Annotated in this window: 22 protein-coding genes; 9 read left to right on the top strand and 13 right to left on the bottom strand. The window is 41.8% G+C overall.

Features of this window, described 5'->3' with window-relative positions; translation table 11 throughout:
* On the top strand, positions 1–2,154 hold the full coding sequence (locus AC1RM2_RS29180; RefSeq protein ID WP_492988673.1) for a glycoside hydrolase family 31 protein: 2,154 nt from the start codon (positions 1–3) through the stop codon (positions 2,152–2,154).
* A gap of 109 nt (positions 2,155–2,263) precedes the next feature.
* Here the strand turns inward: AC1RM2_RS29180 and AC1RM2_RS29175 are convergent, their stop codons facing one another.
* On the bottom strand, positions 2,264–2,647 hold the full coding sequence (locus AC1RM2_RS29175; protein ID WP_492988672.1) for an SRPBCC domain-containing protein: 384 nt from the start codon (positions 2,645–2,647) through the stop codon (positions 2,264–2,266).
* Positions 2,648–2,670: 23 nt separating this feature from the next.
* Positions 2,671–3,261: an acetate uptake transporter gene (locus AC1RM2_RS29170; RefSeq protein ID WP_492988671.1), complete on the bottom strand. Its 591-nt coding sequence runs from the start codon at positions 3,259–3,261 to the stop codon at positions 2,671–2,673.
* A gap of 104 nt (positions 3,262–3,365) precedes the next feature.
* Between AC1RM2_RS29170 and gpmA the strand changes: the two genes are divergently transcribed.
* Positions 3,366–4,055 carry a 2,3-diphosphoglycerate-dependent phosphoglycerate mutase gene (gene gpmA, locus AC1RM2_RS29165; RefSeq protein ID WP_492988670.1) on the top strand — a complete coding sequence of 230 codons (690 nt, stop codon included), beginning with the start codon at positions 3,366–3,368 and terminating at the stop codon, positions 4,053–4,055.
* Between the two features lie 81 nt (positions 4,056–4,136).
* The gene (locus AC1RM2_RS29160) at positions 4,137–4,622 is read left to right on the top strand and encodes a hypothetical protein (RefSeq protein WP_492988669.1); all 486 of its coding nucleotides are present in this window, start codon (positions 4,137–4,139) and stop codon (positions 4,620–4,622) included.
* Between the two features lie 80 nt (positions 4,623–4,702).
* Here the strand turns inward: AC1RM2_RS29160 and accD are convergent, their stop codons facing one another.
* Entirely contained in the window at positions 4,703–5,548 is an 846-nt protein-coding gene (gene accD / locus AC1RM2_RS29155) for an acetyl-CoA carboxylase, carboxyltransferase subunit beta (RefSeq protein WP_492988668.1), read from the bottom strand.
* A gap of 311 nt (positions 5,549–5,859) precedes the next feature.
* Here accD and fbaA point away from each other — a divergent pair, with 311 nt between their 5' ends.
* From fbaA to AC1RM2_RS29135, 4 genes are all read left to right on the top strand, one after another.
* On the top strand, positions 5,860–6,939 hold the full coding sequence (gene fbaA / locus AC1RM2_RS29150; RefSeq protein WP_477387418.1) for a class II fructose-bisphosphate aldolase: 1,080 nt from the start codon (positions 5,860–5,862) through the stop codon (positions 6,937–6,939).
* Positions 6,940–7,034: 95 nt separating this feature from the next.
* Positions 7,035–7,544, top strand: coding sequence for a low affinity iron permease family protein (locus tag AC1RM2_RS29145; protein WP_492988667.1), 510 nt, complete (start codon positions 7,035–7,037; stop codon positions 7,542–7,544).
* Positions 7,510–7,935 carry a GNAT family N-acetyltransferase gene (locus tag AC1RM2_RS29140; protein ID WP_492988666.1) on the top strand — a complete coding sequence of 142 codons (426 nt, stop codon included), beginning with the start codon at positions 7,510–7,512 and terminating at the stop codon, positions 7,933–7,935. The genes AC1RM2_RS29145 and AC1RM2_RS29140 overlap by 35 nt, the downstream gene beginning before the upstream one ends.
* A 180-nt stretch (positions 7,936–8,115) precedes the next feature.
* Positions 8,116–8,703 carry a hypothetical protein gene (locus tag AC1RM2_RS29135; RefSeq protein WP_492988665.1) on the top strand — a complete coding sequence of 196 codons (588 nt, stop codon included), beginning with the start codon at positions 8,116–8,118 and terminating at the stop codon, positions 8,701–8,703.
* 562 nt (positions 8,704–9,265) lie between these two features.
* Here AC1RM2_RS29135 and AC1RM2_RS29130 read toward each other — a convergent pair.
* From AC1RM2_RS29130 to AC1RM2_RS29105, 6 genes are all read right to left on the bottom strand, one after another.
* The gene (locus AC1RM2_RS29130) at positions 9,266–10,036 is read right to left on the bottom strand and encodes a DNA-formamidopyrimidine glycosylase family protein (protein ID WP_492988664.1); all 771 of its coding nucleotides are present in this window, start codon (positions 10,034–10,036) and stop codon (positions 9,266–9,268) included.
* A gap of 47 nt (positions 10,037–10,083) precedes the next feature.
* Entirely contained in the window at positions 10,084–10,983 is a 900-nt protein-coding gene (locus AC1RM2_RS29125) for a helix-turn-helix domain-containing protein (protein WP_492988663.1), read from the bottom strand.
* On the bottom strand, positions 10,984–11,598 hold the full coding sequence (locus AC1RM2_RS29120) for a pyridoxamine 5'-phosphate oxidase family protein (RefSeq protein ID WP_492988662.1): 615 nt from the start codon (positions 11,596–11,598) through the stop codon (positions 10,984–10,986).
* Positions 11,599–11,608: 10 nt separating this feature from the next.
* The gene (locus tag AC1RM2_RS29115; RefSeq protein ID WP_492988661.1) at positions 11,609–12,025 is read right to left on the bottom strand and encodes a nuclear transport factor 2 family protein; all 417 of its coding nucleotides are present in this window, start codon (positions 12,023–12,025) and stop codon (positions 11,609–11,611) included.
* 129 nt (positions 12,026–12,154) lie between these two features.
* The gene (locus AC1RM2_RS29110) at positions 12,155–12,709 is read right to left on the bottom strand and encodes a carboxymuconolactone decarboxylase family protein (protein WP_492988660.1); all 555 of its coding nucleotides are present in this window, start codon (positions 12,707–12,709) and stop codon (positions 12,155–12,157) included.
* 169 nt (positions 12,710–12,878) lie between these two features.
* Complete coding sequence (locus AC1RM2_RS29105; RefSeq protein ID WP_492988659.1) at positions 12,879–13,922, bottom strand: winged helix DNA-binding domain-containing protein; 1,044 nt, start codon at positions 13,920–13,922, stop codon at positions 12,879–12,881.
* A gap of 81 nt (positions 13,923–14,003) precedes the next feature.
* Here AC1RM2_RS29105 and AC1RM2_RS29100 point away from each other — a divergent pair, with 81 nt between their 5' ends.
* Positions 14,004–14,132, top strand: a complete 129-nt coding sequence (locus AC1RM2_RS29100) for a glycine zipper domain-containing protein (RefSeq protein ID WP_492988658.1) — start codon at positions 14,004–14,006, stop codon at positions 14,130–14,132.
* A gap of 107 nt (positions 14,133–14,239) precedes the next feature.
* On the opposite strand, the gene AC1RM2_RS29095 is transcribed toward AC1RM2_RS29100, so the two are convergent.
* Together AC1RM2_RS29095 and AC1RM2_RS29090 are read right to left on the bottom strand one after the other, a co-directional pair.
* The gene (locus tag AC1RM2_RS29095; RefSeq protein ID WP_492988657.1) at positions 14,240–14,461 is read right to left on the bottom strand and encodes a PspC domain-containing protein; all 222 of its coding nucleotides are present in this window, start codon (positions 14,459–14,461) and stop codon (positions 14,240–14,242) included.
* A 1-nt stretch (position 14,462) separates the two neighbouring features.
* Positions 14,463–15,749: a DUF2851 family protein gene (locus AC1RM2_RS29090; RefSeq protein ID WP_492988656.1), complete on the bottom strand. Its 1,287-nt coding sequence runs from the start codon at positions 15,747–15,749 to the stop codon at positions 14,463–14,465.
* 107 nt (positions 15,750–15,856) lie between these two features.
* On the opposite strand from AC1RM2_RS29090, the gene AC1RM2_RS29085 reads away from it, so the two are divergent.
* The gene (locus AC1RM2_RS29085; RefSeq protein ID WP_492988655.1) at positions 15,857–17,155 is read left to right on the top strand and encodes an MFS transporter; all 1,299 of its coding nucleotides are present in this window, start codon (positions 15,857–15,859) and stop codon (positions 17,153–17,155) included.
* Between the two features lie 133 nt (positions 17,156–17,288).
* On the opposite strand, the gene AC1RM2_RS29080 is transcribed toward AC1RM2_RS29085, so the two are convergent.
* Together AC1RM2_RS29080 and AC1RM2_RS29075 are read right to left on the bottom strand one after the other, a co-directional pair.
* Complete coding sequence (locus tag AC1RM2_RS29080; protein WP_492988654.1) at positions 17,289–18,299, bottom strand: cytochrome d ubiquinol oxidase subunit II; 1,011 nt, start codon at positions 18,297–18,299, stop codon at positions 17,289–17,291.
* Between the two features lie 12 nt (positions 18,300–18,311).
* On the bottom strand, positions 18,312–19,619 hold the full coding sequence (locus AC1RM2_RS29075; protein WP_492988653.1) for a cytochrome ubiquinol oxidase subunit I: 1,308 nt from the start codon (positions 19,617–19,619) through the stop codon (positions 18,312–18,314).
* Between the last annotated feature and the right edge of the window lie 94 nt (positions 19,620–19,713).

Here is a 19,713-nt window from a genome sequence, read left to right as displayed (position 1 = left end):
ATGATAAAAAATTTGAAATGCTTTTTGCTGATTTGTTTGTTTTGGAGTTTTGCGGCAGAGCTTCACGCGCAATCTATTGCCTGGACGGAAGTAGAACCCGGAATATGGAAAGGCATTATAGGTAAGCCCGAAGAATTTGACTTACTGAAAGTGGCCGGGGTACAACCCTATCATGCCGGTTTAGCGCAAATGCCAAAGACCGCCTTCCCTTTGCCACAGCAGGAGATCACCGGTAGTGTACAGGGTGGTAAAACTTACCTGCGCTTTCCATTGGAAAAAAAAGAGCAGTTGTTTGGTTTCGGTTTAAATTTCCAGACAGTATTTCAGCGCGGCAAAGTGCTTACGCTGCATGTTGACAATTATGCCGGTAAGGATAATGGGCGCACCCATGCACCCACACCTTTTTATGTATCATCAAATGGTTATGGTGTGTTTATCAATTCGGCCAGGTATATCGACGTATATGCCGGTACAGCAGTAAGGCGCGACAGTAAAGTACCTCCCGAAGTAAAAGACAGGAATCTTGATAAAACATGGAGCTCGCATCCATATTCAGATGGTGTGGAAATGCTGGTGCCCGCTTCCGGGGTAGAGATTTATGTATTTGCTGGTCCAACTACTTTAGATGCCGTACGGCGTTATAATTTGCTAAACGGCGGCGGTTGTTTACCACCACGCTGGGGCCTGGGCTTTACACAGCGTATGCAGCGTTTAACCGATGCGCAGGGTGTTGCAGCCGAAGCAAAGGCATTTGAGGAAAAGGGTTATCCGCTTGATTTTATCGGGCTTGAGCCAGGCTGGCAAAGTAAATCATACCCTTGTACTTTTGAGTGGGATGCAAGCCGGTTCCCTGATCCTAAAGGTTTTATACAGGATATGCTGAAAAAGAATATCAGGCTCAATTTATGGACTAATCCTTATGTATCTCCAGAGGCACCTGTTTATAAAAGTATTTTACCTTACAGTGGTTCGCATACGGTTTGGAACGGCATAGTACCCGATATAAGTATGCCCGAAGCACGTAAGATCTTTTTTGGCGAACTGGAAAAAGGCAAAATAGATATTGGCATCAGCGGTTATAAAATGGATGAGGTTGATGGCGGGGATAATTATTTATGGCCCGACGTAGCAACTTTCCCGTCAGGCCACGATGCCGAACAAATGCGTCAGACGTATGGCTTGATGATGCAACGCTACACCAGCCAAATTTACCATGAACGTAATCAACGTACATTTGGCTTGGTTCGTGCTTCAAATGGCGGTGGTTCATCGTTCCCTTATGTTATCTATAACGATTATTACGATCACCGCGATTTTATAACAGCATTGGTAAACAGTGGTTTTGCCGGTGTGTTATGGACGCCCGAGGTACGTTCTTCCAAAACCGGCGAGGAATGGTTACGCCGGTTTCAGTCGAATGTTTTTTCGCCTATGGCGATGATCAATGCCTGGGCCAGCGGTACCAAGCCATGGTCGTTTCCGGAAGTTGCAGAGCAAGTAAAAACAATGGCCAACCTGCGTATGCAGATGATGCCTTACTGGTATAGCGAATTTGCCAAATATCACTTTGAAGGCATCCCGCCTTTCCGGGCCATGTACCTGGAAGATGGCTTTGTTGGAGGGGAAGCTAAAAATGAAAACAAAAAAGTAAACCTGGAGGAAAATCCTTATGAAGAGGCCATAACCAAAGAGGTTAAAGACCAGTATATGGCCGGCGAATATTTGCTGGTAGCACCAATATTTGCCGGGCAAACCAGCAGAAAAGTAATCTTGCCAAAGGGTAAATGGTACGATTTTTACACAGGGAAGTACGCAGGTGACGGAGAAGTCATCAACGTTACACCGGGCCTGGATAAAATACCGGTTTATGTAAAGGACGGCGGTATTATCCCCATGATGCCGGTAATGCTGCACACGCCCAAAGCAAGGCAGAAGGTTGACCTGGAGGTGAGGTATTATGGTAGCAAACCGGGTACTTATTCTTTATATGATGATGACGGAGAAACGTATGATTATGAAAAGGGCAATTACACCTTCCGGAAGATCATGGTGAGCAAAGTAAACGGGAAATTAAAAGGCACAATTACCCCGGCACTAAAGGGGAAACCAGATAATATAGCAAAGGTAAGCCTCAAAGCAATGACGGAATTATAGCTTTAGTATAAAATTCCAATTGTTAAGAAGATTATTTTGAGATAATATCTGGGTCCCCGGTGAAATAAATTTGTTGGTCTCTATTTAATCTTTTGCTGTTCGCCGGCTATTATTCGCCTTCAAAAAAGTCTATCAAACCGCCAAAATAACTATAAGTCCAGCCATCGGTAATATCGTCAAAATCTTCATCCGGGATGTTGGTATGTCTAAGCTCGGCAGATGTACCCTGTTTGTCGGGGTGTAGTTTTATGGTAACTATCGAATCATCCGATTTGCCTTCAAAATACCATTGCTGTACAATTTTTTTACCGGGCTCAAATTCTATGTTTTTGCCAACAATACTGCCATCCCACATTGAGAATTCCGAACCTGGTTCAGTACTCATTTGGGCTGTTTCACCTGTCCATAACTCAATAGTTATGGGGTTGGTTAATGCCATATAAATTTCGTCGGGCGTAGCCGGTATGCTGTAGTATTTTTTAAAATCTTTCACCTGCGCAATTTAGCAAGATTATATTAAACGTTCACCGGGCCTATTGGCAATACAACACGACCGTAAACTTCATTTAATACGTTGGCAATACCTGTGTAAATGGCCGATGCGCCACAAATAATACCCTCATAACCAGCCAGGTGCTTTATGGTGGGGTTGCCGGTAGCATCACCTGCCACTAATAAAAAAAACAATATGGTTAACGAGCCAAAAACAAACTGTAATGCGCGGTTTAACTTTAATGTACCAAAAAACAACAGAAAAGTAAATACCCCCCAAACGGCTAAATAAGCACACATAGCGCCTTCAGATGGTGCAGTGGCCCAACCGAGTTTTGGCATTACAATAAGACCAACCAACGATAGCCAGAAAAAACCATAGGATGTAAATGCGGTTAGCCCAAATGTGTTATTTTTTTTTGCCTCAATAACGCCTGCAATAACCTGGGCCAGGCCGCCGTAAAAAATGCCCATAGCCAGTATCATGCTGTTCATTTCAAAAAAACCGGCGTTATGAATGTTTAATAAAACGGTTGTCATACCGAAGGCGCAAAGCCCAAGCGGAGCCGGATTAGCGATGCCATCCTTTACAGGGGCAGGTGTAGTAGGGATCATATTGGTTTAGAATTATTTGGTTTATAATGCAAGCTAATTGATTTATGAATATTTTACAATTTTATTTACAACTCTACCCTTATTTTTGCGTTAAGCAAGTACCTATGCAAAAAATAGTATTGATACGCCACGGCGAAAGCATTTTTAACCTCGAAAATCGTTTCACAGGTTGGGAGGATGTCGATTTATCCGAAAATGGCTACCAGCAAGCCCACAAAGCAGGGCAGATCCTTAAAAAAAATGGTTATAACTTTGATGTTGGTTTTACCTCGTACTTGAAACGATCCATTAAAACGATGCATTTTATATTGGAGGAGTTGGATCATTTATGGATTCCGGTTGAGAAATCATGGCGACTGAATGAACGTTTTTACGGCGCTTTACAGGGAATGAACAAAGATGAGGCCATAGCCAAATACGGCGCCGAACAGGTTCAAAAATGGCGCCGCGATCCTAACGAGCATCCGCCGGCCGTAACCCGTGACGATCCGCGGTTTCCTGGTCATGATTTACGTTATAAAGATTTAACAGACCGTGAGCTACCACTGACCGAAAACCTCAGTGAGACCATGGATAGGGTATTGCCCTTTTGGAACGAAACGATTGTAAGTGCCATGCGGCGTAACCAAAAGGTAATTGTAGTTGCCCATGGCAACAGCCTGCGGTCGTTAATTAAATATATAGATTGCCTTACCGATGAGCAGGTAACCCAACTTGAAATCCCCACGGCTACACCCTGGGTTTATGAATTGGATCATGGGTTAAACCAGATAAGGCATTATTATTTGGATTGAGGTTTGATTTTCATGGATATGTAGCGCATTTGTTTATCTTAGTCGTCCCGATTAATTATAAACCATACGCTAAATTAAAAAATGAAGAAATCCGATATTTATGAAATAACCATAAAGATACTTGGTGTGTACCTGCTGGTTTCCAACCTATCCAAAGTCCCCGGTTTTTTCACGTTCTTAAAAACATTCAGCGCTATTTCGGGTTCCGATCATGCTACTGAGCAAATGAACCTGTTTTGGCTAAATATCATAAACTTTGTGTTTATGCTGGCCTTATCCATCTTTTTAATAGCCGGCACAAAACTAATTACCAGGCTTATTACAAATAGTGCAGATAAGCAGGAAAATGTAAAACTGTTTGCCGATAGAAAAGTAATATACGAAATAGCGCTTATTATCATTGGCGGTTTGCTTATTGTTAATACCGTTCCTGATTTGCTGTATCGTTTATATAACATCTCCAACGAAAACGATCAAAACGCGGTAATATCATCGATAACAAAGGTATTTGTGGGTATTTTAACAGTTGCCTTTGGCAAGCGCATTGCTGCTTTTTTTGCGAAATAAGAAGTAAGTAGCTATAAAAATCATTTTAAATAAAAAAGGCCCGATTCGGGCCTTTTTTATTATATCATATCACACGAAACTTAGTTTTTCATCATCTTTAAAAACGAAGCCAGTTTCTCTTTCATTTCCCTGCGGTCAACTATAAAATCAAGGAAACCGTGTTCCTGAACAAACTCAGCTGTCTGAAAACCTTTAGGCAAATCTTTTTTAATGGTTTCTTTAATAACCCTGGGGCCGGCAAAGCCAATCAATGAACCAGGCTCGGCAATATTGATGTCGCCCAGCATAGCGTATGATGCTGTAACTCCACCTGTTGTAGGGTCGGTTAATAAAGAGATGTAAGGGATTTTAGCTTGTGACAGTAAAGCCAGCTTTGCAGATGTTTTGGCCATTTGCATTAATGAAAACGCTGCTTCCATCATCCTTGCACCGCCAGATTTAGATATCATCAGGAAAGGAATCCTGTTAGCTATACTGTGATCTATCGAGCGGGCAATTTTTTCGCCTACCACCGAACCCATCGAACCACCGATAAAATTAAAATCCATACAGGCAATCACAATGTCTTGTCCGTCAATTTTACCAACACCTGCACGGATAGCATCTTTTAAACCGGTTTTTGCCTGGGTTTCTGTCAGTCTATCAGTATATTTTTTGGTGTCTTCAAAATGCAGGGGATCGCCTGATGTCAAATCGGCAAATAATTCTGTAAACTCGTTATTATCAAACAAAACAGAAAAATACTCTTTTGAACCTATACGCAGGTGAAAGCCACAGTAATGGCAAACATATTGATTTTCAACCTGCTCTGAATAGTGTAAAGGTTTCTTACAATTAGGGCATTTATTCCAGATACCATCAGGGGTTTCCTTCTTTTCCTCAGTAGTCGTAATTATCCCTTTCAACTCTCGTTTAAACCACGCCATATCTATGTCTAACTCTTTCAATTGACTACAAAGAAACGAAAAATATTAAAACAAGTAGTAACAGTTGTAAAAACTTACAAAGTCAAATTATTTAACAAAAACTTTGATGGGTAGTTTGATGTGAAATTTGTAAAAAATGCGCCTCATCTTTAACAAAATAGCGCACTTTGGCCAGTTTACTCCATTTTTACTATCGTTTTGATATACTTTACCAATTTTGCTGAACAAAATGTTAATATTCAACTATTAATAGTAACATTTCTTATCAAAAACAAAGAAATTTTATAACTTCGAGGCCCAAATAAAAGCTCATGGATTTAAAAAATTATAAAGGTGTTCTGCACGGCGATCAGGTGCAGGAACTGTTTGAAGCAGCTAAAAAGCATCAGTTTGCTTTGCCGGCGGTAAACGTTATAGGTACCAATACTATTAACGCGGTTATGGAAACAGCTAAGCTGGTAAATTCCCCGGTTATTATTCAGCTCTCAAATGGTGGTGCACAATTTTACGCCGGCAAATCATTAGATAATTCAAAACTGCAAGCCTGTATTTTAGGTGGTGTATCGGCTGCAAAGCATGTTCACTTGCTGGCCGAACATTATGGTGTTGCCGTAATTTTGCATACCGACCACGCCGCAAAAAAATTATTACCGTGGATTGACGGCTTGTTAGATCATGGTGAGAAGTTTTTTGCTGAAACAGGCAAACCACTTTTTTCGTCGCATATGCTTGATCTTTCTGAAGAACCAATCGAAGAAAATATCGAGATATCTGCTAAATACCTGGAGCGTATGGCCAAAATGGGCATGACACTTGAAATTGAATTAGGCGTTACCGGTGGCGAAGAAGACGGCGTTGACAACTCTGATGTTGACAGTTCACGTTTATATACCCAGCCAGAAGAGGTTTCTTACTCATATGAGCACTTATTAAAAGTGAGCCCACGTTTTACAGTGGCTGCTGCTTTTGGTAACGTACATGGTGTGTACAAACCAGGCAACGTTAAATTGCAACCTGTTATTTTGCATAACTCACAAGAGTATGTAAAACAAAAATTCAACTTAACCGAAGAAAAACCTATCAACTTTGTGTTCCACGGTGGTTCCGGTTCAAGCCAGGAAGAAATCCGTGAGGCTATTTCATATGGTGCCGTTAAAATGAATATTGATACCGATATGCAATGGGCATACTGGGAAGGTATTAAAGATTATTATAAATCAAAAGAAGGATACCTGCAATCGCAAATTGGTAGCCCTGATGGCGAAGATTCTCCAAACAAAAAATATTATGATCCGCGCGTATGGCTACGTAAAGGCGAAGAAAATTTTGTTAAAAGACTTGCCGCCGCTTTCGAAGACCTTAATTGTATCGACGCGACCAGCAAATTATAATATTCATTAAAAACTAACAAAGCGCCTGTACATTTGTTGTACCGGCGCTTTGTTGTTTAACGAAGTGATCCACCAAATTTAAAAATCTACAAAAAATGGCCAAGGTCGCAAAAAAGAAAAAAAATTTATTTGAACGGTTTGCCAACTGGGCAACTATTGCCACCGGCAGCTCAACAGCATTTATAGGTGCTATTACTATAATTATTGTATGGGGGATAACCGGCCCTATATTCAAATACTCGGATACCTGGCAGTTGATAATTAATACCGGCACAACTGTAGTTACCTTTCTGATGGTTTTTTTGATCCAGAAATCGCAAAATAAAGACTCAAAAGCCATACATTTAAAGCTGAATGAGTTGCTGGCCTCGCACCAGGGCGCAAGTAACCGGATGGTTGATATTGAAGACCTGAATGAGCAGGAACTTGACCAGCTGCACAAGTTTTATGTACAATTATCGGAACTTGCCGAATTGGAAGATGATATTACCTGCACACACTCCATTGATGCTGCCGAAGCAAACCATAATAGTAAATTAGAGCATCTAAAAACCAAGCCACATTACACCAATGCCCTCAAAAACCGAAGTAAAAGAAGCAACTGAACAAGCAGACCTGGACAAGGCATCAGCCATCAGATATGAAGTATTTGTTATTGGCCAGGATTGCCCACCAGAGCTTGAGGTTGAATTTGATGATGAATCCACGCATTTTTTGGCAACGGTGAATGGTGAACCGGCCGGTGCCTGCCGCTTTAGGAAAACCGAAAAAGGCTATAAATTAGAACGATTTGCTGTATTGCAAAAATTCAAGGGACAGGGTATTGGCCAGGCTCTTGTAAATGCGGCGCTGGAAGCCTTACCGGCCGAAGCAGATTACATTTACCTACACTCGCAGGTGCAAGCGGTTTCGCTATATACCAGGTTTGGTTTTGAGCAGTCGGGGCCGGAGTTTGAAGAAGCAGGCATGATGCATTATAAAATGGTTAGGAGATAGATTTCAATTGTTGGTTACAGGTGTTTATCATATAGCCCAAAAAAAGGCTGCTTCCTGTTCTTTATCAATCTGTTTATATAAAGCTTTAAAAAGCATCAATAATTTAAATGGAATTAAGATTTTGTCATGCAACCAATTTGGACATGGTATCGTCTCCTGTTTAAATTATATATAAATACCATGAAAACACCGGTTTATCTATCGTCAAAAACATTTATTTTAAAATCGTTTCTTAGCTGTTTATTCTGTTTGCTTGCAATAAGCAGCTTTGCACAGGATAATACCAAAACAATAGGTAACAAACCCCGCGAAGGATCGGCAAACAACTCCTTTTCGGCAGTAAAAGGCAGGCAGGTTGGAATTCAGACGAACGCCGGCCGCAAACAGGTTCAATTACTAAAGCTTAACTTTCATGCGGCCAACCAATCAGGCGACAGTGTTCCTTTTAAAGTGAATGTGTATAAAATGAACGGCAAGCTGCCAGCAGACACCAATCTTGTTGTTGCAGAAATAAAAGGAACCATACCCAAATATGAAAATGGCGGGCACCAATTGGTAACCGTCGACCTCTCGCCTTATAATGTTGTAGTATCCGGGCAGATCCTGGTTTCCATTGAGTTTTTGACCACTAAAAATGGATCCGAAATAAGTTTTGCCTGCGGGTTGCTAAATGGTGGCACTTTCCACAAAGAGCCCGGAATCGACAAATGGAAGAAGATACCGGTTGTTGGTGCAGATTTTAATGTGTTGGTGAAGAAGTTGAAGTAGAAAACGACAATTAATAATAGTGTTAGCTTGTTACCTTACGCATATAATTGCTCTATCACCTGAGCCTGTAGAAGGGGTTGGGCGATAGAGCCTTTGCCCGCTATGCGTCAACAGGGCTACCCATGACACATTCAAGTTTCCCTGTCATCCTGAGGAACGAAGGATCTATCAGCTTTGCATGACCGATAAAAAAGTTCGCGTATATATCCTTCGTACCTACCCATGACATGTTATAAATAACCCCTTTGTCATTCTGAACAGGGTGAAGAACTACTTCTTGAACGAAGTGAAAAATCTGTTAACCGACAGGCATCGCCGACGGAAAAGTTCGCGAATAGATCTTTCGTACCTACCCGTAACATGTTATAAATAACCCCTTTGTCATTCTGAACGGAGTGAAGAATCTGTTAACCGACAGGCATCGCCGACGGAAAAGTTCGCAAATAGATCCTTCACTACGTTCAGGATGACAATTCTCTTATTGTATGTCATTCCTCGTTCAGAATCCGCGGATTGTACTACTCAGCATTGCTATATTATATTTATCTATTACAACCTATAACTACTCAAACAATTCCTGCTCATCGGTATAATAAGTTTTTCTCGATCCTTCTTTAACCTTGATCTCTGCACCTTTTGGGCTGTGGGTTTTCTTTGAGTTATGAATAAGCATAAAGTCGCGAACTTCCCCGTTGATGATATCCGGATTTGATTTAAGGATCGCCTTTTCCGCATCTTTTAAAACATCGTGAATGGAATGAGTAAGATCTTTAAGCTTGGCTTCGGGTATTTTGTTGCTTGCCGAAAAAGGGGAGATACCCGCATGCCACAATATTTCATCAGCGTAGGCATTGCCAATACCCCGGATGATCTTTTGATCTAATAGAACAGTTTTTATGTTGGTTTTGGTTTTAACTAACCGTGTTTTTAAAAAATCAGTGTCAATTGCCATGGCATCCGGCGATTCTTTTTCTTCCGGGTTTAAAGTGGGATTGGCAATGCCCTGGAAATCAGTTAGCACAAGGCCTGTTCCATTGGTAAAATGTAACTCGATGATGGGGTATTTATTTTCGTTTTTTCCATCAAATAAAAACAATTTTCCGTGCAGCATCAGGTGCAGGGCCAGTATATCACGTTTATTGAATTTAAAATAAAGCTCTTTACCTTCGCGGTACACTTTATCCAGCTTTTGTCCTTCAAGGGTGTCTTTTAGTTGCTGATGGCTTACATTAAGCTTTTTAGCATTAACTATAACGACTTCCTTAACGGTTTTGCCGCCAAGTTTTTTATCAAGGTTGTGGCTGAAGGCCTGCAGGTCGGGTAGTTCGGGCATGGTGGTTGATGTTTTAAAAATCAAACCAAATATAAACGGATTAGTTTTTAATTTACCAGCTGATTGTCACTTGCCCTGCCAAACCCTACTGTATCGCGGTACATTTGTGGCGATACATCGGCATTGGTTTTAAAAAAACGGCTGAAATAGTATTCGTCTTCATATCCTAATTCCCATGCAATTTCTTTCACAGGTTTATTGGTTAAATACAATTCGCGTTTAGCCTCTATGATAATGCGTTCGGCAATCAGGTTACTGATGGTTTTGTTAAAATGGCTTTTGGTGATACGGGCAAGCGCCTTTGCCGAAATGTTAAGCATATCGGCATAATCGCTCGCGCTGTGCTTGGTTTTGTAATGTATTTCGATAGCATCCTGGAGACTTTGTAAAACAAATGGCTCTTTGTTTACTTTGTCGGGATCCCTGTCCAAAGCCTGCTGTTCGGATTTTAGGCGGGAGGCCGTGATTAAAAAAATTTTCAGATACGATACCAGGATATCAAATTGGGCCATACCCTTGTTTTGCATCTCGGCTTTTACCTGGTTTATCACCATATCAAAGGTAGCGGCACTGGTGGCGTCGATTTTTATATATGGCGGATGGTAAATATTATCAAACAAAATACCGCTGCACGATACCTCTTTATGATGCTTATGGATACAAAAAAAATCGGGGTGAAACTGAATAGCTACGCCGTTAATAGCTTGCGCTGTAGAAAGCATAAAGGGCTGATAGGGCGTAAAAGCCAGCAGGTTGTCCTTTTCAAAGCCATATTCCGAAAAATCAGATTTTAACCTGCCCGATCCTTCTTTTACCCAGATAACCGAAAAATAATTATTGCGCTGTAAATGGTCGAAATAACTGTTATCCTCAAATAAAAAAAGTTTAAAGGCAAGATTCCCGGTTAAAGGATCAACCAGGGTAAACGTATTTTGGCTATCGGTCATTTATTTTGATGCTAACTGGGCTTTAAGTGCGTGGTTTTCCGCTCTCAATTTATTGATGTATTCGTGTTGGGTTGCAAACTCGTGTTGAATCTCCTCAAGGGTATACCTTGGGGTAATATGTTGCGGGCAGTTCCAATCGTAGGCTGTCACCTTTAGCAGGATAATTCTTTCGGGCTTGAATTTATAATCCGGCAGGTTTAGCTTATCATACAATTCGGCGTTATTATCGATATCTAAAATACTCGCTTCTGCAAAAATCTTAAGCCGGGCTTTTGCAGCCTGGTCTAACAGGAATAAAGCTACCTTGTTGTGAGTAGCCAAATTACCTGCGGAGATGTATTGCTTGTTGCCTCCAAAATCAATAAAGCCCAGGGTTTCATGATCCAACACCTTTAAAAAGCCTTTTGGTCCGCCGCGAAACTGTATATAAGGATAACCACTTTCGCTAATAGTTGACATGTAAAAATTATCCTGCCGGCTTATAAAATCCTCTTCGCTTTCGGTAAAACCATCGGTGTATTTAAATTCCTGCTGCCGTGCATAACCGGCCCGGCTGCCGTAGCGTTCCTGGAAACCCTTTACGGCATCGGTAAAAGCAATTTGCGCGTAATTCATAACCCTGGTTTTAAAACAGTTTCCTGTCGGTTTCGGCAATAGGCATATCGTTAATGCTGGCAAAACGTTTTTGCATATAGCCGTGCTCGTCAAATTCCCAAAGTTCGTTGCCATAGCTGCGGTACCACTGCCCGGTGTGGTCGTGCCACTCGTATTCAAACCTTACAGCCATGCGGTTTTCGCGGAAACCCCAAAGTTCCTTCTTTAGTTTATAATCCAGTTCTTTTTCCCATTTCCGTGTTAAAAACTGTTTAACTTCTTCGCGGCCATTTATAAAATCGGTGCGGTTGCGCCATTCGGTATCAATGGTATAGGCAAGACTCACCTTTTCAGGGTCGCGGGTGTTCCAGGCATCCTCTGCAGCCTGCACTTTCTGCTGGGCTGTTTCCATATTAAAAGGAGGGAGGGGATAGCGTTTGTTTTCCATGATGACATTGTTTTAAAGTTGATAAAAGTAGTGAAAGAGAGGCGAGAAGTAAGAATCAAGAGGCAAGAATCAAGATGAAAAAAAATGGAGCTGTCTTAATTCTTAATTCTTGCCTCTTGATTCTTTTTATTAGGCTTCAACAGCGTTATAGGCGTTTACAACCGGGAAATCGATGTCGGTTTTGGCGGTATTGTTAAAATAGTTGGTCAGAACATTTAATGCCACGTGGCCAACAATTTCGCCTATCTCGCCATCAGTAAAACCGGCGGCTTTTACCGCTTCAACGTCGGCATCGTTTACCAGACCTTGTTTAGCTGTTAAGATTGTTGCAAATTGCAGGGCCGCAGCTGTTTTAGCATCCTGGCTATTCGCGTTACGGGCATCGGTTAAAGTTGCGGCGTCAATATGTGCCAGCTTTTCACCAATGTAACTATGTGCAGATAAACAGTAATCACAATTGTTTTTTTCTGATACGGCCATGGCCAACAGCTCACCGGTTTTTGCCCCAAGCTTGCCATGTGCCAGTGCGCCGCTAAAGTTCAGGTAACCCTCTAATAAGGCCGACGAATTGCCCATGGTGCGCATCATGTTAGGTACAACACCCAATTTGCTTTGTATAGCAGAAAATAATTCTTTGGTTTTGCCTGTTGCTTCGTCAGGACTTAATGCTTTTAAACGTGCCATTGTAGTATGTTTTTGTTTGTCGTTATTGACAATACAAAAGTGCACACAACAGCAAAGCTATAACATGGATGAATTTCGTTAGTACATGGACAATTTTCCCAAACGCTTTTTTTCGCGCAAAAAGGCTAAGCCGCAAAGATTTTCATTACTTCCTGCTAAATACCGTCTATCATAAAAAATTCTCATACTTTTTTGTAGCAGCCTCTAAAGCCTTATCCTGTGTTTTATTCAGCTTTCCAAACAGATTGTATCTGATATTGAGAGCATTAGGTTTTATCGTCCGTTTCCAATTGCCGACAACCTGGTTGTCGATAACAATAACCGGATCGAAGATTACGTAACGCGCTTGCTCCTTGTATTTGGGCACAACAAGTGCGTCACGATCTTTATAAGCTATCGCAAATTCATCATAAGCTGGCAGTAAGTATGCTTTATTTTTAGCCGGAATGGCTTCTGTATGATGTGACATCCAATAAGTTTTTCCATCTATTACTTCGCTTATCAATAGGGCTTTCACATGCTCCAACCCGGTAGCCGCATCTGTAACAGTAAGCCCAGACCAGTTGGCGAAATCGTGTACGGTAGCTGGCCCCCGCGTATTAAAAAAGCCCGTTGCCAGTTTAGTTAGCGCTTCGTCGTGGGTTAGCAATGGGGTTGTCGGCGCCCGGTTGTCAAGCAAGGCGTAGGTAAATTGTTTACCAATGCGGCCACCACTGCAAATAACGCCGTCAAGTTCGGCATGCATCAGTAAAAGGGTAAAGCGTAAGTCGTCGGTTGGGATATGATTTCTGGTTAGCGCGTCGGTTAATTCTGCCCGGGTGAGTTGTTTATTGCCTTGCATGGCTTTAATAAATACTTTGTTGGCTTTATTAAATACAACACTGTCCAGTTCGAATTTTTTATACATGCCCGCATTAATGGCATGTATACGTGGCGCTGTAAGCGCCAGGATCCAACGGATATCCCCGGGTGCAACAAAATGCCAGGTAGGCCTCAGCAGGTGGGTACGCAATATGCCGCCATCGGTAATTGCTTGTTCAACAACACTTTCTTTTGCCGACGTCATACGTATCCCAACGGCCCATTTTGCCCCGGCATAATCCTGGGCCTGCATGGCTACCATGTTTTTAACAACATCCTCCGGTTTGCTGAAAACAGGGTTGCTGATGTATTGGTTATACATTCGCAACCGGGCTACAGGATTATCTTTCATTGATATTACTTAAGTTATATTGTAAATTTATCAGGCTTTAACGACAAAGGCATGTCAGCAGGAAAAATTTATTATAAGTAAATGAAAATCATTAACTCATCGTATTTAGCAATTGGTATTACTATAGGCCTGGCCCTGGGCATAGCGCTCCACAACATTGCTATAGGTATAGCATTGGCTATTGCAGTTGGCCAGGCATTTAGCGCATAAAAACGGGAAAGATGATTTTAAGATTTACAAACAAAAAACGTGATACTAAATGCATCGCGTTGTAAAAGAGATAAAATCCAGTCAATCCTCCCAATCCTTAATTCCTGTTAAAGATCAGTAGCCCTGGTGTGGGTGCGTTTTACATAACTACGGATATCGAGCACAATGCCTGCGAAGAAATAGAATATAAGGGGGAAGCCTACCGCTAAAAAGGATGAGTAAATAAAAAACAAACGGATCTTTGCTATCGAAACATTAAATTTTTCGCCGAGATAGGTGCATACACCAAAGGAGTAGCGCTCAAAAAAAGTTAATATTCTTTGTATCATGTCAGCTGAGCTTTAATATTTTATTACCAACGCCACATTGCAGGCATTTCTTGTAATTACAATAGTTATTTTTTAGTTCGAGCAGTGCCTGCGATTCAAATGCATTAGTAATTTTCACCCCTAAGTTAACAAAATCTGCGGTAATATTGTTCTTTTCGGCCGGTAAATTTTCTAAAAGTTTTAGTGCGCGGCTGATATAATATTGTTGCTGATGATGTTTGCCATAGCTAAACAAGAACAAGGCAAGGGTATTGATAAGCAATATATCAACCGAAGCCGCTCCCATAACTTTAGGCAATGGTTTTGAAACTACATCAAAACGGTAATGATTGTCCCAATACTCGTTTGTTTTAATGGATGCAAACAGGTTGCGTAAGGCATCGATATCCTTTATCTCCAATATCTTCGAAAACAGGTGATTGGCACTAACAATCAGCGCGGCAAATTGGGCGAGCCTGATGGTTGGGAAATTGGGAGGCCTTAAGCGCATAAATTTCCACAAATGGTTTTCTATTGGTTTAAGGCTGTATTTCTTTCGCAGGTAATCATATTCCTTTTTTAACTTAACGGGATAGTCATCGTTTAGGTCGCCCTCTAAAAAACCTGCCTGGCCAAATATGAGCGCTTCAATTTGCATCGGGTTATTTTTGTTTTTGGCCAGTGTAAGTTGCGGTAACGATTTTGCCAGCAGTTCAAAGGGCAGGGCATTTGTTTTAAATCCAAAATTGGCGGCTAAAAACTGGTAAAACGTTTCTTCCCAATCGCCCCGGTTAATGGCAAGGGCGGCTATTACGGCAGTCGATTTTTTTTCCATCCTTTCCACCAAAACACGGGTAAGCCAGTTGTGCATAATTAAGCCGTCAACTGCGCCAATACTGGCTTCACATGGTATGATAGTTTGGTTGCCGAATATCATCTGGTGATAACGGCCATATAATTCGGCCGGTACCCTGTTATTTAATTGCAGGGTAGGTACTGTTTGCTCGTTATTTAGCTTTAACGGTAAATCGTTGTTATAAACAACATGCAAAATCACATTATTATAAGCTTCATCGGTAGTATGTCCGTGCTTTTGCCAATCGGAAGCCGAAAGATGTACTTCCACATTTCCAGCCCAAAGCGTTTCTCCAATTTTAATCCGGGCGTTATGAAAATCGGGGCCGGAATCGCTGTTGTGAATACCCGTGGAGAATATTTCCAGTGCCTCGCCATCTTCCGTTCGCAAATCTGAGCGGTCAAACAGGCGGAATTTCCATACGTAATGCAAAAAATCTTCGGTAAAAAGCATGCTTTAAATATAGTGAGTAGTTGATTTAGTTAGATTAGGTTGATTAAGTTTTTTGTACGCTAATTTGATTATGGTACATTTATGCGTTTATTTTTTTTAAGCAAAATATGACTAATACATCCCATGTTACCGTTAAAACAACAGGCGGCCGTATCAAATCAATAATTGGCGGATCGTTAGGAAACCTGGTTGAATGGTATGATTGGTATGTATACTCGGCATTTTCGCTTTATTTCTCCAGCTCGTTTTTTCCCAAAGGCGACCAGACAGCCCAACTATTAAATACCGCGGGTGTATTTGCCCTTGGTTTTCTGATGCGGCCGATAGGCGGGTGGCTGATGGGTACATATGCCGATAAACATGGCCGTAAAAAGGCGCTGACCATATCGGTACTGCTCATGAGCCTCGGCTCGCTTATTATTACCATAACGCCGGGTTACAAAACTATTGGTGTTGCTGCGCCGCTGCTGTTGGTGCTGGCCCGTGTTATACAGGGCCTGAGTGTTGGCGGCGAATATGGTACAAGCGCGACTTATTTAAGCGAAATGGCAGGCCGCAAACACAGGGGTTTTTATTCCAGCTTTCAATATGTAACCCTCATTATGGGCCAGCTGCTTGCCCTGGGATTATTAGTTTTATTGCAACGAATATTTTTAACTGAGCAACAGTTACATGACTGGGGTTGGCGCATCGCTTTCGGCATCGGGGCTTTTCTGGCTGTGATTACGATGTATCTGCGCCGTAGTTTGCAGGAATCAGCTTCGTTTGCCAAAGAAAAAACCAGTACGATAAACGGCACTATTGCCGAACTGGCCAAACACCCAAAGGCTGTACTAACAGTTATAGGCCTTACGGCAGGAGGTACATTGGCATTTTACACCTTTACAACGTATATGCAAAAGTTTTTGGTAGATACATCCGGTTTTAGCAAAGCCGAAGCTACCTTAATTTCAAGCCTTACGTTGCTGGTTTTTATGCTGATACAGCCGCTTTTTGGTTTGTTATCTGATAACATCGGGCGCAAACCATTGCTGATAGGCTTTGGGGTTTTAGGTACAATAACAACTATCCCGATACTCACATTATTGGGAGGCACAAAAGACGGCTGGATTGCATTCAGTCTTATTTTGGTAGCACTTATCATTATTAGCGGATATACCTCAATTAATGCTGTTGTGAAGGCCGAACTTTTCCCTGCAAACATACGTGCGCTTGGTGTCGGTTTCCCCTACGCCATAGCGGTATCTATATTTGGCGGCTCGGCCGAATACATTGCATTGGGTTTTAAAACGGCGCACCACGCCCAATGGTTTTACTGGTATGTAACCGTGTGCATCGCTCTATCGCTGGTGCTTTACGTGACCATGAGGGATACCCGGATGCACTCGAAGATGGAGGAGGATTAATTGATTTGAAAATTTTAGAATTTGAAGATTTGAAAATTATTTGTTTGAACTCGAATTTATTGAATTAAGGAATTTTCCAAAATTTAAAAATTCAAATAATTCCTTAATTCAATAAATTCAGTTCAGAAAAAAATTACTTTTCCTTCCGCTGAAAGCTATAATACAAATACCCCAATGCCGGCAATATAAACATACTGCCAACCAATAAGCCAATCCCCAAATCATCTATGGTATTTACGGTTGCATGGTCTGTGAGTAATGACATTGAGCTGCCGCCCTTGAATATCACAAACCTTGGGAAACGTGTCGACCCTACCGATATCAGGATCATACTTACCTGGAAAGCTGCCAATAGTCTTATCCATTGCCTGTTCTTTTGTTCGGAGATAATAAACCAAAGTAGTACGAGTGATAAAGTGGCAGCTATTACGGCTACCAAACTAATGGTATTGCCGAAAATCCATTTGGATAAGCCAACATGCTCAATTTCTGAAGCTATAAAAACCAGCCCCCCGCAAATAACGGCTACCACGTTAAATATCTTTGCTTTTTTGATGTAGCGTTTAATGTCGTCAATACTGTCCGTCTCTCCCACAATATAAATGGCTGCCAGGAAACCACAAAGCGCCACGGTAAACAGGCCTACAGCCACCGAGAACCAATTTAACCAGCTGAAAATATAGGCATGAACAAAATCTTTGGCTGTTGGATCAATCTGACCAGATAATGCGCTACCGGCTATAATACCCAGGAACATTGGTGTAACAAAACTTGAGTATATAAACAGGTGGTTATAAAGGTTTTGTGTTCTTTCGCCTTTAATGGCATCATAGTTTCTGAAAGTAAAAGCAGTACCACGCGCAATGATGCCTAATAACAAAATAAGTAGTGGGATATGCAGGTAGGTACACATCTGGCTGTAAATATCCGGGAAGCCTACAAATAATATTACCACCGTGATAATGAGCCACATGTGGTTAGCTTCCCAGATGGGACCAATGGCCTGGTACATGGTTTTGCGGGTGCGGTGCTTATTATCATCGGATGTAAAAAGCTCGATGATACCGGCGCCAAAATCGGCCCCGCCCAATAAGAAGTACAGGGTAATGGATGCAAATAAAAATAATATAACGATGTATAACATAGTGTCAGCAGGTTATTTGTCGTACAATTTGGGCACCATTTGGATCTGTCTTTTCAGCAGGAAAATAACAAATACGCTCAGGGTGAAGTAAATAAATGTAAACAGGTAAAATGTATACTGGATGCCCGGCATTTTGGTAACCGCCTCGCTGGTACGCATCACACCCTGGATAATCCACGGCTGGCGGCCAACTTCGGTTACTGTCCAGCCGGCCTCTAAGGCTATAAAACCCGTTGGCGTGGCAATAATAAACAGCTTTAAAAACCACGGTTTATTTAACCATTCTTTCTTCTTCCACAGGGCTATAAAGTACAAGATGCCGATAAACATCATCAAAGTACCAATACCCACCATCACCTGGAAAGCATAATGCGTTATTGCAACAGGCGGCTGATCTTTAACCGGGATTTTATCCAGGCCATTTACAACCGTTTTAAAATCATCGTGAACTAAAAAACTCAGCAGGCCGGGTATCTCCAGACCATAATTAACTTTTTTAGTGGCCGTATCCGGTATACCGCCAATAACCAGCGGCGCATATTCCTGTGTATGGAAATAAGCCTCCATAGCGGCCAGTTTAGCAGGTTGCCGTTTAGCTGCTCCTTTGGCAGATATATCGCCGCTTAAGGGCTGTAAAATGGCCGCAACCGCACCAAATACGATGGCTATTTTAAATGATTTGGTGTGGAAGGCCACATTTTGCTTCCGGTAGATCATCAGCGCGTGGATGCCGGCTACAGCGAAACCCGTTGCCGAAAATGCCGCTATCGTCATGTGTAGTGCTTCAGAAAACCAGGCCTCGTTAAACATGGCCTTTAACGGGTCTATATTGAGGTATTTGCCGTTTACGTAATCAAACCCCGATGGGCTGTTCATCCAGGAGTTGGCCGCCACTACCAATATGCCCGATGCTATCCCGCTTACACCCACCACAATACCCGTAACCCAATGAAACCAGGTGTTCAATTTGTTCCACCCGTACAGGAAAAAGCCCAGGGCTATCGCCTCAATAAAAAAGGCTGTTCCTTCTAACGAAAATGGCATCCCGAAAATAGGCCCGGCATGTTTCATAAAACCCGGCCAAAGCAGCCCCAACTCAAACGACAACATAGTGCCCGATACTGCACCAGTAGCAAAAAAAATAGCAACGCCTTTACTCCAGGCGATAGTTACATTTTTGTAAACCGGGTCTTTGGTTTTTATCCATTTATAATGCGATATGGCCATAAAAACAGGCATAACCATACCGATACAGGAGTAGATGATGTGAAACCCTAAGGATAAGGCCATTTGCGACCTTGCTGCTATAAAGTCATCCATAGTTGTGATATAAATTATGGTTGAAAGTTAAAAGCTATATCGCACAAATGTAACAGAAATGTTAATTGATATTGAATATGAATTGAAGGTATTT

The organism is Mucilaginibacter sp. GW822-FHT03E02, assembly GCF_058801545.1.
Note: the sequence above shows the minus strand (reverse complement) of the source record. Positions and strands in the feature narration are given on the sequence as shown.

Bases quoted from the DNA above. Each gene is read 5' to 3' on its own strand.
- AC1RM2_RS29180 (WP_492988673.1), top strand. From the start codon at position 1: ATGATAAAAAATTTGAAATGCTTTTTGCTGATTTGTTTGTTTTGGAGT.
- AC1RM2_RS29170 (WP_492988671.1), bottom strand. From the start codon at position 3,261: ATGATCCCTACTACACCTGCCCCTGTAAAGGATGGCATCGCTAATCCG.
- gpmA (WP_492988670.1), top strand. From the start codon at position 3,366: ATGCAAAAAATAGTATTGATACGCCACGGCGAAAGCATTTTTAACCTC.
- AC1RM2_RS29160 (WP_492988669.1), top strand. From the start codon at position 4,137: ATGAAGAAATCCGATATTTATGAAATAACCATAAAGATACTTGGTGTG.
- accD (WP_492988668.1), bottom strand. From the start codon at position 5,548: ATGGCGTGGTTTAAACGAGAGTTGAAAGGGATAATTACGACTACTGAG.
- fbaA (WP_477387418.1), top strand. From the start codon at position 5,860: ATGGATTTAAAAAATTATAAAGGTGTTCTGCACGGCGATCAGGTGCAG.
- AC1RM2_RS29145 (WP_492988667.1), top strand. From the start codon at position 7,035: ATGGCCAAGGTCGCAAAAAAGAAAAAAAATTTATTTGAACGGTTTGCC.
- AC1RM2_RS29140 (WP_492988666.1), top strand. From the start codon at position 7,510: ATGCCCTCAAAAACCGAAGTAAAAGAAGCAACTGAACAAGCAGACCTG.
- AC1RM2_RS29135 (WP_492988665.1), top strand. From the start codon at position 8,116: ATGAAAACACCGGTTTATCTATCGTCAAAAACATTTATTTTAAAATCG.
- AC1RM2_RS29130 (WP_492988664.1), bottom strand. From the start codon at position 10,036: ATGCCCGAACTACCCGACCTGCAGGCCTTCAGCCACAACCTTGATAAA.
- AC1RM2_RS29125 (WP_492988663.1), bottom strand. From the start codon at position 10,983: ATGACCGATAGCCAAAATACGTTTACCCTGGTTGATCCTTTAACCGGG.
- AC1RM2_RS29120 (WP_492988662.1), bottom strand. From the start codon at position 11,598: ATGAATTACGCGCAAATTGCTTTTACCGATGCCGTAAAGGGTTTCCAG.
- AC1RM2_RS29115 (WP_492988661.1), bottom strand. From the start codon at position 12,025: ATGGAAAACAAACGCTATCCCCTCCCTCCTTTTAATATGGAAACAGCC.
- AC1RM2_RS29110 (WP_492988660.1), bottom strand. From the start codon at position 12,709: ATGGCACGTTTAAAAGCATTAAGTCCTGACGAAGCAACAGGCAAAACC.
- AC1RM2_RS29105 (WP_492988659.1), bottom strand. From the start codon at position 13,922: ATGAAAGATAATCCTGTAGCCCGGTTGCGAATGTATAACCAATACATC.
- AC1RM2_RS29100 (WP_492988658.1), top strand. From the start codon at position 14,004: ATGAAAATCATTAACTCATCGTATTTAGCAATTGGTATTACTATAGGC.
- AC1RM2_RS29095 (WP_492988657.1), bottom strand. From the start codon at position 14,461: ATGATACAAAGAATATTAACTTTTTTTGAGCGCTACTCCTTTGGTGTA.
- AC1RM2_RS29090 (WP_492988656.1), bottom strand. From the start codon at position 15,749: ATGCTTTTTACCGAAGATTTTTTGCATTACGTATGGAAATTCCGCCTG.
- AC1RM2_RS29085 (WP_492988655.1), top strand. From the start codon at position 15,857: ATGACTAATACATCCCATGTTACCGTTAAAACAACAGGCGGCCGTATC.
- AC1RM2_RS29080 (WP_492988654.1), bottom strand. From the start codon at position 18,299: ATGTTATACATCGTTATATTATTTTTATTTGCATCCATTACCCTGTAC.
- AC1RM2_RS29075 (WP_492988653.1), bottom strand. From the start codon at position 19,619: ATGGATGACTTTATAGCAGCAAGGTCGCAAATGGCCTTATCCTTAGGG.